Annotated in this window: 15 protein-coding genes; 7 read left to right on the top strand and 8 right to left on the bottom strand. The window is 64.3% G+C overall.

The window, feature by feature from the left end; all coding sequences use genetic code 11:
- Window positions 1-121 precede the first annotated feature (121 nt).
- The 5 genes from relA to JV551A3_RS08255 all read right to left on the bottom strand — a co-directional run bounded on the left by relA (window position 122) and on the right by JV551A3_RS08255 (window position 7,059).
- A complete protein-coding gene (gene relA, locus JV551A3_RS08275; protein WP_133970567.1) occupies window positions 122-2,362 on the bottom strand; it encodes a GTP diphosphokinase in 2,241 nt (746 codons plus the stop codon).
- Between the two features lie 96 nt (window positions 2,363-2,458).
- Complete coding sequence (gene rlmD / locus JV551A3_RS08270; protein WP_133970566.1) at window positions 2,459-3,817, bottom strand: 23S rRNA (uracil(1939)-C(5))-methyltransferase RlmD; 1,359 nt, start codon at window positions 3,815-3,817, stop codon at window positions 2,459-2,461.
- Window positions 3,818-4,717 (bottom strand): cysteine synthase CysM, encoded by a 900-nt coding sequence (gene cysM / locus JV551A3_RS08265; protein WP_023662461.1) that lies wholly within the window; start codon window positions 4,715-4,717, stop codon window positions 3,818-3,820.
- A gap of 236 nt (window positions 4,718-4,953) precedes the next feature.
- Entirely contained in the window at window positions 4,954-6,336 is a 1,383-nt protein-coding gene (locus JV551A3_RS08260; RefSeq protein WP_133978561.1) for a sensor histidine kinase, read from the bottom strand.
- 3 nt (window positions 6,337-6,339) lie between these two features.
- Window positions 6,340-7,059, bottom strand: coding sequence for a response regulator transcription factor (locus JV551A3_RS08255; RefSeq protein WP_133970564.1), 720 nt, complete (start codon window positions 7,057-7,059; stop codon window positions 6,340-6,342).
- A gap of 193 nt (window positions 7,060-7,252) precedes the next feature.
- Between JV551A3_RS08255 and JV551A3_RS08250 the strand changes: the two genes are divergently transcribed.
- The 4 genes from JV551A3_RS08250 (at window position 7,253) to JV551A3_RS08235 (ending at window position 12,064) form a co-directional block, all read left to right on the top strand.
- Complete coding sequence (locus tag JV551A3_RS08250) at window positions 7,253-10,009, top strand: response regulator (protein ID WP_133970563.1); 2,757 nt, start codon at window positions 7,253-7,255, stop codon at window positions 10,007-10,009.
- A 195-nt stretch (window positions 10,010-10,204) separates the two neighbouring features.
- Window positions 10,205-11,194 (top strand): 2-hydroxyacid dehydrogenase, encoded by a 990-nt coding sequence (locus JV551A3_RS08245; protein WP_133970562.1) that lies wholly within the window; start codon window positions 10,205-10,207, stop codon window positions 11,192-11,194.
- Window positions 11,195-11,225: 31 nt separating this feature from the next.
- Window positions 11,226-11,663, top strand: coding sequence for a hypothetical protein (locus JV551A3_RS08240; RefSeq protein ID WP_133970561.1), 438 nt, complete (start codon window positions 11,226-11,228; stop codon window positions 11,661-11,663).
- Window positions 11,660-12,064, top strand: coding sequence for an META domain-containing protein (locus tag JV551A3_RS08235; RefSeq protein ID WP_112251099.1), 405 nt, complete (start codon window positions 11,660-11,662; stop codon window positions 12,062-12,064). The genes JV551A3_RS08240 and JV551A3_RS08235 overlap by 4 nt, the downstream gene beginning before the upstream one ends.
- Before the next feature lie 120 nt (window positions 12,065-12,184).
- Here the strand turns inward: JV551A3_RS08235 and JV551A3_RS08230 are convergent, their stop codons facing one another.
- Window positions 12,185-12,649 (bottom strand): TlpA disulfide reductase family protein, encoded by a 465-nt coding sequence (locus JV551A3_RS08230; protein WP_133970560.1) that lies wholly within the window; start codon window positions 12,647-12,649, stop codon window positions 12,185-12,187.
- Window positions 12,650-12,734: 85 nt separating this feature from the next.
- On the opposite strand from JV551A3_RS08230, the gene arsC reads away from it, so the two are divergent.
- Genes arsC through JV551A3_RS08215 form a run of 3 tightly spaced genes read left to right on the top strand, consistent with a single transcriptional unit; the run spans window position 12,735 to window position 14,096 of the window.
- Window positions 12,735-13,088, top strand: a complete 354-nt coding sequence (arsC, locus tag JV551A3_RS08225) for an arsenate reductase (glutaredoxin) (RefSeq protein WP_112251095.1) — start codon at window positions 12,735-12,737, stop codon at window positions 13,086-13,088.
- Entirely contained in the window at window positions 13,085-13,690 is a 606-nt protein-coding gene (wrbA, locus tag JV551A3_RS08220; RefSeq protein WP_025338005.1) for an NAD(P)H:quinone oxidoreductase, read from the top strand. The genes arsC and wrbA overlap by 4 nt, the downstream gene beginning before the upstream one ends.
- On the top strand, window positions 13,683-14,096 hold the full coding sequence (locus JV551A3_RS08215) for a DUF2069 domain-containing protein (protein WP_133970559.1): 414 nt from the start codon (window positions 13,683-13,685) through the stop codon (window positions 14,094-14,096). Before wrbA ends, JV551A3_RS08215 begins: the two co-directional genes overlap by 8 nt.
- A 115-nt stretch (window positions 14,097-14,211) precedes the next feature.
- Here the strand turns inward: JV551A3_RS08215 and JV551A3_RS08210 are convergent, their stop codons facing one another.
- Window positions 14,212-14,883, bottom strand: coding sequence for a DNA-3-methyladenine glycosylase I (locus tag JV551A3_RS08210; RefSeq protein ID WP_133970558.1), 672 nt, complete (start codon window positions 14,881-14,883; stop codon window positions 14,212-14,214).
- Window positions 14,884-14,887: 4 nt separating this feature from the next.
- Complete coding sequence (ttcA, locus tag JV551A3_RS08205; protein WP_012270926.1) at window positions 14,888-15,712, bottom strand: tRNA 2-thiocytidine(32) synthetase TtcA; 825 nt, start codon at window positions 15,710-15,712, stop codon at window positions 14,888-14,890.
- Between the last annotated feature and the right edge of the window lie 166 nt (window positions 15,713-15,878).

Below are 15,878 nucleotides of genomic sequence, written 5' to 3'. Positions count from 1 at the left end.
AGCAGGTCCTTCGGCGATGGCTTCTTCGCGGGTGAACCCGCTCCCACAGGAAAAGTGCACATTTGAAGACTTGCACCATCCCTGTGGGAGCGGGTTTACCCGCGAAGCAGGCGCCGCGGTCTCAAGGGGTACGATTACGCCGCGTCTCGATGATGTTCGGCAACTGCGAGATCCGCCCCAGCAGGCGCCCCAGCGCGTCCAGGCCCGGAATCTCGATGGTCAGCGACATCAGCGCGGTGTTGTCTTCCTTGTTCGAGCGGGTGTTCACCGCCAGCACGTTGATCTTCTCGTTCAGCAGCACTTGTGACACATCACGCAGCAAGCCCGGGCGGTCATAGGCACGGATGACGATGTCGACCGGATAAGTCTGCACAGGGATCGGCCCCCAGCTGACCTGGATCATGCGCTCCGGTTCCTTGCCCGCCAACTGCAGCACCGAGGCGCAGTCCTGGCGGTGGATGCTAACGCCGCGGCCCTGAGTGATGTAGCCGACGATGGCGTCGCCCGGCAGCGGCTGGCAGCAGCCGGCCATCTGCGTCAGCAGGTTGCCGACACCCTGGATCTGGATGTCACCACGCTTGCCGGTACGCGGCCCGGTAGGCTTGCGCGGTACCAGTTCGATCTGCTCGATGCGCTCGGGCTCCAGCAACTGCTGGGCGGCGTTGACCAGGTGCGCCAGGCGCAGGTCGCCGGCACCGAGCGAGGCAAACATGTCCTCGGCGGTCTTGACGTTGGTCTTCTCGGCCAGGCGCTCGAAATCCACCTGCGGCAGGCCCAGGCGGCTGAGCTCGCGTTCAAGCAAGGTCTTGCCGGCGGCGACGTTCTGGTCACGAGCCTGCAGCTTGAACCAGTGCACGATCTTGGCCCGCGCCCGCGAAGTGGTGACGTAGCCCAGGTTGGAGTTCAACCAGTCACGGCTGGGGTTGCCGTGCTTGCTGGTAATGATCTCGACCTGCTCGCCGGTCTGCAGGCTGTAGTTGAGCGGTACGATGCGCCCGTTGATCTTGGCGCCGCGGCAGTTGTGGCCGATTTCGGTGTGCACGCGGTAGGCGAAGTCCAGCGGCGTGGCACCCTTTGGCAAGTCGATGGCGTGGCCGTCCGGGGTGAACACATAAACCCGGTCCGGCTCGATGTCGACCCGCAACTGCTCGGCCAGGCCACCGATGTCGCCCAGCTCTTCGTGCCACTCCAGCACCTGGCGCAGCCAGGAGATCTTCTCTTCGTAATGGTTGGAACTGGGCTTGACGTCGGTGCCCTTGTAGCGCCAGTGGGCGCAAACCCCAAGCTCGGCTTCCTCGTGCATGCCGTGGGTACGGATCTGCACTTCCAGCACCTTGCCCTCGGGGCCGATCACCGCGGTGTGCAGCGAGCGATAGCCGTTCTCCTTGGGGTTGGCGATGTAGTCGTCGAACTCCTTGGGGATGTGCCGCCACAGGGTATGCACGATGCCCAGCGCGGTGTAGCAGTCGCGGATTTCCGGCACCAGCACGCGTACCGCGCGCACGTCGTAGATCTGGCTGAATTCCAGGCCTTTGCGCTGCATCTTGCGCCAGATCGAATAGATATGTTTCGCCCGGCCGCTGATGTCAGCGTTGACGCCAGTGGCCAGCAACTCGTTCTGCAGCTGGTTCATCACCTCGCTGATGAAACGCTCGCGGTCCAGGCGACGCTCGTGCAGCAGCTTGGCGATCTGTTTGTACTGGTCGGGTTCGAGGTAGCGGAAGGACAGGTCTTCCAGCTCCCACTTGATGTGGCCGATACCCAGACGGTGCGCCAGCGGCGCATAGATATCGAACACCTCGCGCGCGACACGCAGGCGTTTCTCGTCGTCGGCTGCCTTGACCGCACGAATCGCGCAGGTGCGCTCGGCCAGCTTGATCAGCGCCACGCGCACATCGTCGACCATGGCCACGAGCATCTTGCGCAGGTTCTCGACCTGCGCCTGCGAGCCCAGCACCAGCGACTGGCGCGGGCTGAGGCTGGCGCTGATGGCGGCCATGCGCAGCACCCCGTCGATCAGCTTGGACACCACCGGGCCAAAGCGCTGGCTGACCTCGGCCAGCGTCACCTTGCCCTCGCGCACCGAGCGGTAGATGACCGCCGCCACCAGGGAATCCTGGTCGAGCTTGAGGTCGGCGAGGATTTCAGCGATCTCCAGGCCCGCCTGGAAGCTGGACGTACCGTCCGCCCAGGAATGCTTGGCCGGGTTGCCCTTTTTCTCGACCTCATGGGCAAACTCGCAGGCCTCTTTCAACGCTGCGCGATCCAGTGCCGAATCGACGCTTACCACATGGTCCAACCATGCTTCGAGATTGATACTGCCGTCGGTGTTGACCGGCTGGTGCACTCTCACCTGTACCATCTTTGTTTTACCTTTCCATACAGCACACCACTCGGGTGCGCTGGCGATCACCGTGCGGCCACCATTCCGTGGAGACCGCACCAAGGGGCCAGTCAGCTAGCCCGCTTCGAATAACGCCATGGCCTCGACATGCGCCGTCTGAGGAAACATGTCGAGAATCCCGGCCCTTTTTAACCGGTACCCCTGGCCGACCAGTACCTGGGCGTCTCGCGCCAGCGTGGCCGGGTTGCACGATACATAGACCAGCCTTCTGGCCTTGAGGCGGGCGATGCCTTGCACCACCTCGAAAGCACCGTCGCGCGGTGGATCCAAGAGTACCGCAGAAAAGCCCTCGGCGGCCCATCCGGCGCCCGCCAAAGGCTGCGATAAATCGGCCTGAAAAAACCGTGCGTTATGCACATTGTTGTTCCGGGCATTGGCCGCGGCCCGATCGACCATGGCCTGCACGCCTTCCACTGCCACCACCTCGCGCGCCTGACGGGCCAGCGGCAAGGCGAAGTTGCCCAGGCCGCAGAACAGGTCCAGCACGCGCTCGTCGGCCTGGGGTGCGAGCCAGGCCAGGGCCTGCTCGATCATCGCCGTGTTGACCTGGGCATTTACCTGCACGAAGTCACCTGGGCGCCAGGCCAGTTCCAGCTGCCAGGGCGCCAGGGCAAAACCCAACTGGGCGGCCGGGTCCACTGGCGCCGGCTCTCCTTCGCCCTGCAGCCACAGCTGGGCGTTGGCCTGCTCGCAGAACGCCTGCAGCCTGGCCAGGTCTTCCGTGGGCAACGGCGCGACATGGCGCACCAGCAGCGCCTCGGCAGTACCGCTGAACAGTTCCACATGGCCCAGCGCCTGAGGCTTGCTCAGCGAGCGCAGTACGGTCGGCAAGTGGCGCAGAATCGATTGCAAGGGCTGTACCAGCACCGCGCAATCGTCGATGGCAATGATGTCCTGACTGGCTTCGGCACGGAAACCGACCTCCAGCTGGCGCGCCTTGACGTCCCAGCGCACGGCCACGCGGGCGCGGCGTCGGTAGCCGAACTCGGGCCCGCTCAGCGGTGCTGCCCACTCCTCGGGCTGCACGCCGGCCACCCGCTGCAGCTGTTCGGCCAGCGTGCGCTGCTTGAGCGCCAGCTGTGCTTCGTGCGGCAGGTGCTGCAGGTTGCAGCCTCCGCAGCGCTCGTAATAACGGCACGGAGCCTGACGGCGTTCGGGGCTGGCCTGCAGCAGGCGCTCCAGGCGGGCCTCGACCACTTTGCCACGGGCATTGAGCACCCGCGCCTCTACAGCCTCGCCGGCCAGGGCGCCACTGACGAACCAGGTGCGCCCTTCGTGGAAGGCAATGCCCCGGCCATCACCGGCCAGGCGCTCGATTTCCAGGCGCTGTTTCTTGCCCACCGGGACCTGGGGGCTGCGGTTGCCGCCGGCCGGCTGAAAGCGCAGGCCGCTGTTGCTTTTCTTCTTGGACATTTAGCTCGGGTCGAACAGGCCGGTGGACAGGTAACGGTCGCCGCGATCGCAGATGATCGCGACCATCGTCGCATTTTCCACCTCGCGGGACAGACGCAGCATGGCTGCAACTGCACCACCGGAAGACACACCGCAGAAAATGCCCTCTTCACGGGCAAGGCGGCGGGTGGTTTCCTCGGCTTCCTGCTGCGACATGTCGACCACGCGGTCGACGCGGCTGGCATCGAAGATTTTCGGCAGGTATTCCTCGGGCCAGCGGCGGATGCCTGGAATGGCCGAACCTTCCATTGGTTGCAGACCGATGATCTGTACCGCCGGGTTCTGTTCCTTGAGGTACTGCGAGCAGCCCATGATGGTACCGGTGGTACCCATGGAGCTGACGAAATGGGTGATGGTGCCCTGGGTCTGCTGCCAGATCTCGGGGCCAGTGCTGTTGTAGTGAGCGATGGGGTTGTCGCCGTTGGCGAACTGGTCCAGTACCAGGCCACGGCCTTCGGCCTGCAGCTTCTCGGCCAGGTCACGGGCGCCTTCCATGCCCTCTTCCTTGGTCACCAGGATCAGCTCGGCGCCGTAGGCGGTCATGGCGGCCTTGCGCTCGGCGGTGGAGTTGTCGGGCATGATCAGGATCATCTTGTAGCCCTTGATCGCCGCAGCCATCGCCAGGGCGATGCCGGTGTTGCCGGAGGTGGCCTCGATCAGAGTATCGCCGGGCTTGATCTGGCCGCGCAGTTCGGCGCGGGTGATCATCGACAGTGCCGGGCGGTCCTTTACCGAGCCGGCGGGATTGTTACCTTCGAGCTTGAGCAGGAGGGTGTTACTGGTTTCGCCAGCAATACGCTGCAGGCGAACCAGGGGCGTATTGCCGACGCAATCGGCGATGGTTGGGTACTGCAGGGTCATGGCGTATTTCACAATCCGGACGGCAGGGGTGCCTATCATACCGGCAAACCCTTCTCGGCCATATCACGCAATCTGTGGTGAATATAGCTACAAGCTATATATGGGCCTAGCATGTAAGCACGGCCTTTGTAGGAGCGGCCTTGTGTCGCGATGGGGCGCGCAGCGGCCCCGGCAAAATATGCTGCGAAGCTGAAACCAAGGGCCGCTGCGCGCCCCATCGCGACACAAGGCCGCTCCTACAGGGACCGCGTTAAATTCAAGCGCTGTGGTGAGGCCGGCACATGTAATGGCAAGCGCATCCACAACCGCAGCCCGCGCTTGCCATTCTCCGCCCACAAGGTGCCGCCCTGGCGCTGGATGGCACTACGGGCAATGCTCAGCCCCAGGCCGAAACCGCCATCACCGGGCCGCGAACCGTCCAGCCGCGAGAACGGCGCAAAAATCCGCTCCAGGTCTTCTTCAGCCACGCCACCACCCTCGTCTTCCAGCCACAACCTCCAGTACCCGCCTTCACGTTGCCCACCGAGGCGCACCACACCATCGGCCGGCGAATGACGAATGGCGTTGCGCAACAGGTTTTCCAGCGCCTGGGCCAGGTGGTTGAGGTTACCCTGCACCCAGCAGTCGGCCGGCACTTCGCAGCGCAGCCGCGCCAGCGACCAGCCGCTTTCATAGCTGGCATTCTCGGCCAGCAGCTCCCACAGCGCCTGCACCTCGATCGGCTCCAGGTTCATCGGCGCACGTTCGGCGTCCTGCCAGGCCAGTTGCAGGGTGTCCTCGACCAGTTGCTGCATGCAGTCCACCTCCCGCGTCAGGCGTTCACGCAGGCGTTGCAGGTCGGACTCGCCATCGCAGGCCACACGCAGCCGGCTCAGTGGCGTTCGCATTTCGTGGGAAAGGTCACGCAGCAACTGCTGCTGCATGGTTACCGTGCCCTGCAGCCGCTCGGCCATCTGGTCGAAGGCTCGGGCCAGTTCGCCCAGCTCGTCATGCCGGGCGATGGTGCGTGGGTCGAGGCGCGCCGACAGCTGGTCGGCGCGCCAGGCATTGGCCTGCTCGCGCAACTGGTTCAATGGCACGATCAGCATGCGGTAAAGACCCACGCACAACAGCAGGGTGAACAGGCCGGGGATGATGCCGTTGGTGACGATGCGCCACAGCATGCGGTATTGGCCGGGGTTGAAGCGCTGCGGCAGTTCGATCACCAGCATGCCCTGCTCCGGTGCTCCCGGGAACGGGATACGCAACCATGGCTGATCGACACTGCGCCGGCTCATCGGCCAGTCGACACCACGCAGGCGGGTGAGCCGCTGCATGATCTGCGGGTCGAGGCTGGCGCTGTCCAGCGGCCGCAGGTTGAGGTCGAGCACGCCAACCCAGCCGCGTTCGCGCTGGTGCATCGCCGTCACCCACCTGTCCAGCCCCGCCCGCCCGCCACTGCGCCAGGCCTGCTCGGCTTCGGCAGCATAGCCACGCAAGGCCTGCCGCGCCGGCTCCGAGAGGAAAGCGTTCTGGGTTTCCATGTGTCGGCCCCAGGTGTAGCTGAGGCCGATCATCAGCAGGCAGAACCCCACCAACAGGATGGCCAGCTTCCAGAACAGCGAATGGCGGTCGAGCATGGGTCACTCCGCCTCGCTGGCGCTGAGTACGTAGCCCTTGCCCCACACGGTGCGGATCTGCCGTTCGTGATAGCCGATGCCCTTGAGCTTGCGACGGATCTGGCTGACGTGCATGTCCAGGCTGCGGTCATGCCGCGAATAGCCTCGCTGCAGCACTTGCTGGTAGAGGAACGGCTTGCTCAGCACTTCGTCGAGGTTGCGGTTGAGGATGTCGAGCAGGCGGAATTCGCTGGGGGTCAGCCCGGCCAGGCGACCATCCAGGCGCACGTCGCACAGTCCCTCGTCGTATTGCAGTTCGCCACTGGCGGCATGCGCCTGCGGGGCTTGATGGCGCCGCTCGAGGGCAACGCGACGCAGGATGGCTTCGATGCGTACCTGCAGCTCGGCCATGCTGAACGGTTTGGGCAGATAGTCGTCGGCACCTCGCTGGAAACCGCTGATGCGGTCGGCCTCGGCACCCAGCGCCGACATCAGGATCACCGGCGTGGCGCTACGCTTGCGCAACTGCGCCAGGGCATCCAGACCGTTGAGCCCGGGCAGCAGGATGTCCATGAGCACCACATCGAAAGCCTGGCGGCCTGCCGTTTCCAGGCCCTCCAATCCATTGCGGCACCACGTCACCTGGAAACCACCGCGCTGCAGCTCTTCGTGCAGGTAGGCACCGAGAACGGGGTCATCCTCGATGGCAAGGATGTTGGAGTTGTGAATAGCTACAGGATTCATTGGCAACTGCCATGCATTCTCAATTGCGTGATTATTGAGTATCCAGCGCCTGCCAGGCAACCGCCCTGCGACCAATGCCCCTGCAAGGGCGCAAAACACATACTAAAGAGGTGCAATAGCACGGCAGGCGGAGTAACTTCCCGGCTTGGCCGTCATTGCTTGACGGTGACCAGGCACATGACAGGAGGCGAGTGTGCTCGATCGCTTGGGAATTCGCAGCCGGGTCCTGCTGCTGGCTCTGCTGCCGGCCGGCCTGATGGCCCTGGTGCTGGGTAGTTACTTCACCTGGCTGCAACAGAACGACCTGCGCACCCAGCTGCTGCAACGCGGCAAGATGATCGCCGAGCAACTGGCGCCGCTGGCCGCGCCTGCCATGGCCAAACTGGCACCGGCGCAACTGGAGCGTATTGCCGCGCAAACCCTGGAGCAGGCGGATGTGCGCGCGGTCGCCTTCCTGGCCCCGGACCGCACGCGCCTGGCCCACGCCGGCCCGAGCATGCTCAACCAGCCGCCCAGCGGCGGCACCGGCACCCAACTGCTGCAACGCAGCGGCAATGACGCCACCCGCTACCTGATGCCGGTGTTCGGCCACCATCGCGACCTGGCCACCGATGCCGTGCCGGCCGAAACCGAACGCCTGCTGGGTTGGGTCGAGATCGAGCTGTCCCACGACGGCACCCTGCTGCGCGGCTACCGCAACCTGTTCACCAGCCTGCTGCTGATTCTCGCCTGCCTGGTGCTCAGCGGCTTGCTGGCACTGCGCATGAGCCGCACCATCAACGACCCGATCAAGCGCATCAAGCACGCGGTCAACCAGCTCAAGGACGGCCACCTCGAGGAACGCCTGCCGGCCATGGGCAGCCATGAACTGGACGAGCTGGCGCGCGGCATCAACCGCATGGCCGAAACCCTGCACAACGCCCACGAAGAGCTGCAACACAGCATCGACCAGGCCACCGAGGACGTGCGCCAGAACCTGGAAACCATCGAGATCCAGAACATCGAGCTGGACATGGCGCGCAAGGAGGCCCTGGAGGCCAGCCGCATCAAGTCGGAATTCCTGGCCAACATGAGCCACGAAATCCGCACCCCGCTCAACGGCATCCTCGGTTTCACCCACCTGCTGCAGAAAAGCGAGCTGACACCACGCCAGCTGGACTACCTGAGCACCATCGAGAAGTCCGCCGACAACCTGCTCGGGATCATCAACGAGATCCTCGATTTCTCCAAGATCGAGGCCGGCAAGCTGGTGCTCGACAGCATCCCCTTCAACCTGCGCGACCTGATCCAGGACACCCTGACCATCCTCGCTCCCGCTGCCCACGCCAAGCAGCTGGAGCTACTCAGCCTGATCTACCGCGATACCCCGTCGTCGCTGATCGGCGACCCGTTGCGGCTCAAGCAGATCCTTACCAACCTGGTCAGCAACGCCATCAAGTTCACCCGCGAGGGCACCATCGTCGTGCGCGCCATGCTCGAAGACGAGCACGAAGACAGTGCGCAACTGCGCATCAGCGTGCAGGACACCGGCATCGGCCTGTCGCCGCAGGATGTGCGTACGCTGTTCCAGGCGTTCAGCCAGGCCGACAACTCGCTGGCCCGCCAGCCTGGCGGCACTGGCCTGGGGCTGGTGATTTCCAAGCGTCTGATCGAACAGATGGGTGGCGAAATCGGCGTCGACAGCACCCCGGGCGAGGGTTCGCAGTTCTGGATCAGCCTCAACCTGCCCAAGGCCCACGACGGTGTCGAGGACCTGCCGCTGCAACCGCTGCTGGGCCGCCGCGCAGCCATCGTCGACGGCCACGAACTGGCGCGCCAGGCGTTGGAACACCAGCTGGAGGACTGCGGCCTCAGTGTCAGCCTGTTCCCCACCTTCGACCAGCTGCTGCAGGGCGTGCAAGCTGCCAGCCAGGCCGGCCTGCCATTCGACTTCGCCGTGCTCGGGGCCAACCTTGGCAACCTGTCGCCCGAGCAGCTGGGCCATTACCACCAGCAGCTCGAACGCTACCATTGCCAGTGCGTGGTGCTGTGCCCGACCACCGAGCAGGCGCTTTACCATCCGTACCTGCCCAACGGCCATGGCCAGTTGCTGTCCAAGCCGACCTGCACGCGCAAACTGCGCCGCCTGTTGCTGGAACTGCTACAACCGCGCCGCCCGCAGGGCGAGGTGAACAGCGTCAACGGCCAGCGCCAGCCGAAAATCCTCTGCGTCGACGACAACCCCGCCAACCTGTTGCTGGTGCAGACCCTGCTCGAGGATATGGGCGCCGAGGTGCTGGCCGTCGACAACGGCTATGCGGCGGTGCAGGCGGTGCAGGACGAGCCGTTCGACCTGGTGCTGATGGACGTGCAGATGCCGGGCATGGACGGCCGCGCCTGCACCGAGCAGATCCGCCTGTGGGAAAACACCCAAAGCAGCAACCCTCTGCCGATCGTCGCCCTCACCGCCCACGCCATGGCCAACGAAAAACGCGCGTTGCTGCACGGTGGCATGGACGACTACCTGACCAAGCCGATCAGCGAACGGCAACTGGCCCAGGTGGTGATGAAATGGACCGGCCTGAGCCTGGGCGCACCACAGCAGGAACGCCTGGCCGAGCAACTGGACAACGGCGATGACCTGAAGGTGCTGGACCCCGAGGAAGGCCTGCGCCTGGCCGCCGGCAAAGCAGACCTGGCGGCCGATATGCTGAGCATGCTGCTGACCTCGCTGGAAGCCGACCGCGAAGCCATACGCGCAGCCCGCGAGGCCGACGACCGCAACGGCCTGATCGAACAGGTACACCGCCTGAACGGCGCTTCGCGTTATTGCGGCGTGCCGCAGTTGCGGGCCGCGTGCCAGCGCAGCGAAACCTTGCTCAAGCAGGAAAACCCGCTGGCACAACAGGCACTGGATGAACTGGATGCGGCGATCAACCGCCTGGCTGCCCAGGCCAGATTGAGCGCCTGAAACCCGAGCACATTCTTTGTAGGAGCAGCCTTGTGTTGCGAAGAGGCCGGTGCAGGCGCCATTGATGTATCGCCTGTGCCGACCTCTTCGCAGCACAAGGCTGCTCCTACAAAAAAATGACCTGGCCGGCATGGATCAATAGCGGGCAGACATCGCTGGCTACAATCCCCAGACCACTGCAAAGGAAGCCCCACCATGCGCGCCCTGTTGTTCAGCAGCCAGCACTACGACCAGGAAAGCTTCACCCGGGCCGCCAGCGGCACAACCCTGGACCTGCACTTCCAGCCCGCCCGCCTGACCCTCGACACCGCTGCCCTGGCCGATGGCTACGAGGTGGTCTGCGCCTTCATCAATGACGAACTCGACGCCCAGGTGCTGCAGCGCCTGGCCACAGGCGGCACACGCCTGGTCGCCCTGCGTTCGGCCGGCTACAACCATGTCGACCTGGCCACTGCCCAACGCCTGGGCCTGACCGTGGTGCGCGTACCGGCCTATTCACCGCACGCCGTGGCCGAACACGCCGTGGCGCTGATCCTGGCCCTGAACCGGCGCCTGCACCGGGCCTACAACCGCACCCGCGAGGGTGACTTCACCCTGCACGGGCTTACCGGTTTCGACCTGCATGGCAAGACCGTCGGGGTGGTTGGTACCGGCCAGATCGGCACCGCGTTCGCCCGCATCATGGCCGGTTTCGGCTGCCAGTTGCTGGCCTATGACCCCTACCCCAACCCGGAGCTGCTGGCCCTGGGCGCGCGCTACCTGCCATTGCCCGAGTTGCTGCGCGAAGCCCGCGTCATCAGCCTGCACTGCCCGCTGACCGAGCACACCCGGCACCTGATCAATGCACAAAGCCTGGCCCAGTTGCAGCCCGGCGCCATGCTGATCAATACCGGCCGCGGCGCGCTGGTCGACACTCCGGCGCTGATCGACGCGCTGAAGAGCGGCCAGCTCGGCTACCTGGGCCTGGACGTCTACGAAGAAGAAGCCCAGCTGTTCTTCGAGGACCGCTCCGACTTGCCTCTACAGGACGACGTACTGGCCCGCCTGTTGACCTTCCCCAACGTGATCATCACCGCCCATCAGGCGTTTCTCACCCACGAGGCACTGGATGCCATCGCCGCGACCACGCTGGACAACATCAACCGCTGGGCGGCAGGCAATCCACAGAATCTGGTGATGGGTTAGTGCTAGGATACGCGGCATTTCTGGAGGACCCATGGTCGAGCACGATTTCCGCTACACCCTTTTCAACCCGCAACACACGCTTATCGAGTGCCGCGCCCTGGTGCCGGGCCGCTATCAGGTCACCGGCAACGGCGGCTCGATGCACATAGGCGACACCCTGCTGGTCACCCTCAAAGGCAGCAAGGACTTGTCCATGCGCCTGACAGTGGAGAGCGTGCGCCACCTGATCAACCCGCGCGGCCAGTGGGTTGCCGTGGCCAGCGGCCCAGTGTTCAACGAGCTGGAAATCCTCACCTGGCAGGTCGCGTGCGACAGCTGCGACGCCGTGCTGGACTTCGAGTTCGCGGTGGACGCCAAGCTGGGCAAGAAAGCCCGCCAGCCTGCCGCCAGCGCGCGCGTAGCTGAGCTGGACTGGGCCAGCCGTGGCGAAAAACACTTGTGCCCGCGTTGCCAGGAGAGCGCCGAGTGAAGAATCTGCTGACCGGCGTGCTGATTGCCAGCGGCCTGCTCGGCTGCGCCGCGGAACCTTCCAAACTGCAGCAGGAGCGCAGCTACGTGCTGGAGTGGATTGGCGAGCGACCACTGATCGATTACAGCCACCTGACCCTGACCCTGGCCAGCGATGGCCGTGCCTATGGCAACGGCGGCTGCAACCACTGGTTCGCGCCGTACACACTGGACGGCGAGCACCTTAGTTTCGGCAAGGTCGGCAAGACCCGCAAGCTCTGCGCACCGGCGTTGATGGAGCAGGAAAAGCGCTTCCTGCAGGCGCTGGAAACGGTGCAGCGCTGGGATGTGTCGCCTATCGAGCAGGTGCGTTTCTGGCCGGCCGAAGGCAAGCCGCTGCGCTTCTGGCCTGAGGAAGGCTGAGGATCATTGGGGGGCCGCTTTGCGGCCCATCGCGACACAAGGCCGCTCCTACAGGAGATCGCATCACCCTGTAGGAGCGGCCTTGTGTCGCGATGGGCTGCAATGCAGCCCCAAAATGCATCAGGCGCCCTTCAAGGCCTTGATCTTGGCCTGCAGCCCTTCCAGGGTCTGCTCGCCCATCAGCTGCTCCCGCACCTTGCCCTTGTCATCGATGATGTAGGTAACCGGCAATGCCTCGCTACGTGGCAAGTCATAGCGTTCGGCCGGGTCCTGCGCCAATACGGTGAAAGCGATGCCCAGGGTTTCGGCAGCCTGCTTGAGCTCCTGCCCCTGCAAGCCGTCGAAGTTCACCCCCACCACCTTGATACCGTCGGCCGCCCACTGCTTGGCTGCCGCGTTCAGTTCAGGGATTTCGGTACGGCACGGTCCGCACCATTCGGCCCAGTAATTGAGCACCAGCCAGTGCCCATCGAGTTGTTCGGCCTTAATCGTATTACCGTGTTGGTCCACGCCATAATCGGCACCGCAACCACCGAGCAACAGGCTCGCGGTGATGGCCAGTACTGCTGCCAGACGCCTTGCCATGGGTCAATCCTTCTCGAGTTTTAAAGCAAATTGGTCAGTCGCTGCGGTTAGAATAGCCGCCACACCCTGCTGGATGCGACCCGACATGACCGACCTCACGCTCTATCATAACCCGCGCTGCTCGAAATCCCGCGGCGCCCTGGAACTGCTCGAAGCTCGCGGCCTGGCGCCGACCGTCGTTCGCTACCTCGAGACCCCGCCCGACGCCGCCACCCTGAAGGCCCTGCTCGGCAAGCTGGGCATCGCCCCGCGCCAGCTGCTGCGTACCGGAGAGGACGAGTACAAGGAGCTCAACCTGGCCGACCCGGCGCTGACCGACGCACAACTGATCGAGGCCATGGCCCGCCACCCCAAACTGATCGAGCGGCCGATCCTGGTCGCCGGTGACAAGGCCGTGGTTGGCCGCCCGCCCGAGAAAGTACTGGAGATCCTGCCGTGAGCCAGCCCTATATCCTGGTGCTGTATTACAGCCGCCATGGTTCGACCAGCGAGATGGCCCGGCACATCGCCCGCGGCATCGAGCTGGCCGGCATGGAAGCCCGCCTGCGCACGGTGCCGGCGATTTCCACCGAGTGCGAAGCGGTGGCCCCGGACATCCCGGCCAGTGGCGCGCTGTACGCCACCCTGGACGACCTGCGCCACTGCGCCGGCCTGGTACTGGGCAGCCCGACCCGCTTCGGCAACATGGCGGCGCCGCTCAAGTATTTCCTGGATGGTACCAGCAGCCTGTGGCTGGGCGGTGAACTGGTCGGCAAGCCGGCAGGCGTTTTCACCTCCACTGCCAGCCTGCACGGCGGGCAGGAAACCACTCTGCTGTCGATGATGCTGCCCCTGATGCACCACGGCATGCTGGTGATGGGCCTGCCGTACAGCGAATCGGCACTGCTCGAGACCCGTGGTGGCGGCACCCCGTATGGCGCCAGCCATCATGCTGGCGCCGATGGCAAGCGCGAGCTCGACCAGCACGAGATCGCCCTGTGCCGCGCCCTTGGCCAACGCCTGGCGACCACCGCCAAGGCCCTGGAGGCCGCACGTGGCTAAGAAGCCCAAGGTGTTGCCGGCGCTGGAATGGTTGGCACCGCGCCTGCGCCTGACGCGGGCGCTGAGCCTGGCGTTCTTCTTCGGCTTGATCGCCCTGCTGGTAGTGAACAACCTGTGGTTCGCCAACCTGCACGGGGCGCGGGTCGAGGTGATCCTGGCAATCGAACTGGTGCCGTTGCTGCTGTTGCTGCCGGGCATGCTGACCGGCAGCGCCCGGGCACATGCCTGGACCTGCTTCGTGGTGAATATCTATTTCATCAAGGGCGTGCTGGCGGCGTTCGACCCGGCGCGGGCGGTATTTGGCTGGGTAGAAGTGCTGGTGAGCCTGGGGCTGTTCATTGCCGGGCTGCTGTATGTGCGCTGGAAGTTCCAGCATGAGCGGCGCATGGCGGGCGAAGGGGCGTAAATTCTGGGGCCGCTTTGCGGCCCTTTCGCGACACAAGGCCGCTCCTACAGGGTATCGCGTATTCCTGTAGGAGCGGCCTTGTGTCGCGATTGGGCTGCAAAGCAGCCCCAAGATCTCAATGGTTGACGGTATGCGCCAGCATCACCGACAACTGGCACAGCGGCCGCCCACTCTCTGCATGCCACTGGTTGAAAGCCTGCTGCACCAAGGCCAGGTCCCGCTGGCTGGTCGGCGGCTTGTCGATCACCTTCTGCGCAATCAACGCCGCAGCCATGTCATCGGTAGGGATGAACGTGTCCTTGCCGACCATGCGCAAGAAGCGCGGTGCCGACAACCCGCCCAGCTGGTTACCATGCTTGGCCAGGTACTTCCACAAGCCGACGATGTCGGTCACCGGCCAGTCGGCGATGAACGCACCAAAGCTGCCCTTCTCCTTCGCGATATCAAGCACCATCTGCGCATTGCGCGGCACGCTCTTGAGCTTGCCCAGGTGGCGGATGATGCGCTCGTCGTGCATGAGCCGTTCGAGGTGTTCGGCGCCCATCAACACCACCTTCTCCGGGTCGAAGCCGAAGAACACCTGCTCGAACGCCGGCCACTTGGCATCCACCAGGCTGTGCTTGAGCCCGGCGCGGAACACGCGCAGGGCCAAGGTCGACAGGTAGCGGTCGTCACTGATATCACGCAGCTGCGCCGGCGTGCGCGGCTGCGGCAGGAAGGCTTCCAGGGCCTGGGCCGAGCCGAAGCGGTTCAGGCAGTATTCGTGCAACCACTGGTAATCGCGCATGGGCTCAGATGTTCAGCACGTCAAGGAAACGCGGGGTGGCGTTTTCGTCGATCTTCAGGCTGGTGAAATCGAACAGGTTGCGGTCGGCCAGCTGCGACGGTGCAACGTTCTGCAAGGCGCGGAAGATGCTCTCGGTACGCCCCGGGTGCTTGCGTTCCCACTCCACCAGCATGTCCTTGACCACCTGGCGCTGCAGGTTTTCCTGCGAGCCGCACAGGTTGCACGGGATGATCGGGAATTCCTTCATGTCCGAGTAGGCCTGGATGTCCTTCTCGCTGCAGTAGGCCAGCGGGCGGATCACCACGTTGCGGCCATCGTCGGCGCGCAGCTTCGGCGGCATGCCCTTGAGCGCGCCGTTGAAGAACATGTTGAGGAAGAAGGTTTCGACGATATCGTCGCGGTGGTGCCCCAGCGCCATCTTGGTCGCGCCGATTTCGTCGGCAAAGGTGTACAGGGTGCCACGGCGCAGGCGCGAACACAGCGAGCAGGTGGTCTTGCCCTCGGGGACCAGCTCCTTGACCACAGAATAGGTGTCCTTCTCGACGATGTGGTACTCGACGCCCAGTTCCTTGAGGTAGGCCGGCAGCACATGCTCGGGGAACCCCGGCTGCTTCTGGTCCATGTTCACCGCAACGATCTCGAACTTGATCGGTGCCACCTTCTGCAGGTGCAACAGAACGTCGAGCATGGTGTAGCTGTCCTTGCCGCCGGACAGGCAGACCATGACCTTGTCGCCATCCTCGATCATGTTGTAGTCGGTGATGGCTTCGCCGGCGAGACGACGCAGGCGTTTTTGCAGTTTGTTCTGGTTGACCGAGAGGGTGCCCATAGCGCTTGGATCCGCGAGGTGTGACAAAAGCCGGCTATTTTACGCACAAACGCGGCGGCGCTGTAGGCATTCCGATAAAGACTTCATCGTAATCAACAGCGCGCCTTACAGCGCAATTTGCTCTAAAAAGCACGGTTTATGCCGGTAACGGCTTCCTATACTGCGA

Source organism: Pseudomonas inefficax (genome assembly GCF_900277125.1).
GTDB classification, from domain to species: domain Bacteria; phylum Pseudomonadota; class Gammaproteobacteria; order Pseudomonadales; family Pseudomonadaceae; genus Aquipseudomonas; species Aquipseudomonas inefficax.
The sequence above is the reverse complement of the archived record's forward strand: the minus strand, read 5'-3'. Positions and strand labels throughout refer to the sequence as shown.

Excerpts from the sequence above, each read along its gene's own strand:
- JV551A3_RS08240 (WP_133970561.1), top strand. The coding sequence starts at position 11,226 with ATGGTCGAGCACGATTTCCGCTACACCCTTTTCAACCCGCAACACACG.
- JV551A3_RS08255 (WP_133970564.1), bottom strand. The coding sequence starts at position 7,059 with ATGAATCCTGTAGCTATTCACAACTCCAACATCCTTGCCATCGAGGAT.
- cysM (WP_023662461.1), bottom strand. The coding sequence starts at position 4,717 with ATGACCCTGCAGTACCCAACCATCGCCGATTGCGTCGGCAATACGCCC.
- JV551A3_RS08210 (WP_133970558.1), bottom strand. The coding sequence starts at position 14,883 with ATGCGCGATTACCAGTGGTTGCACGAATACTGCCTGAACCGCTTCGGC.
- rlmD (WP_133970566.1), bottom strand. The coding sequence starts at position 3,817 with ATGTCCAAGAAGAAAAGCAACAGCGGCCTGCGCTTTCAGCCGGCCGGC.
- JV551A3_RS08230 (WP_133970560.1), bottom strand. The coding sequence starts at position 12,649 with ATGGCAAGGCGTCTGGCAGCAGTACTGGCCATCACCGCGAGCCTGTTG.
- JV551A3_RS08260 (WP_133978561.1), bottom strand. The coding sequence starts at position 6,336 with ATGCTCGACCGCCATTCGCTGTTCTGGAAGCTGGCCATCCTGTTGGTG.
- arsC (WP_112251095.1), top strand. The coding sequence starts at position 12,735 with ATGACCGACCTCACGCTCTATCATAACCCGCGCTGCTCGAAATCCCGC.
- ttcA (WP_012270926.1), bottom strand. The coding sequence starts at position 15,712 with ATGGGCACCCTCTCGGTCAACCAGAACAAACTGCAAAAACGCCTGCGT.
- JV551A3_RS08245 (WP_133970562.1), top strand. The coding sequence starts at position 10,205 with ATGCGCGCCCTGTTGTTCAGCAGCCAGCACTACGACCAGGAAAGCTTC.
- relA (WP_133970567.1), bottom strand. The coding sequence starts at position 2,362 with ATGGTACAGGTGAGAGTGCACCAGCCGGTCAACACCGACGGCAGTATC.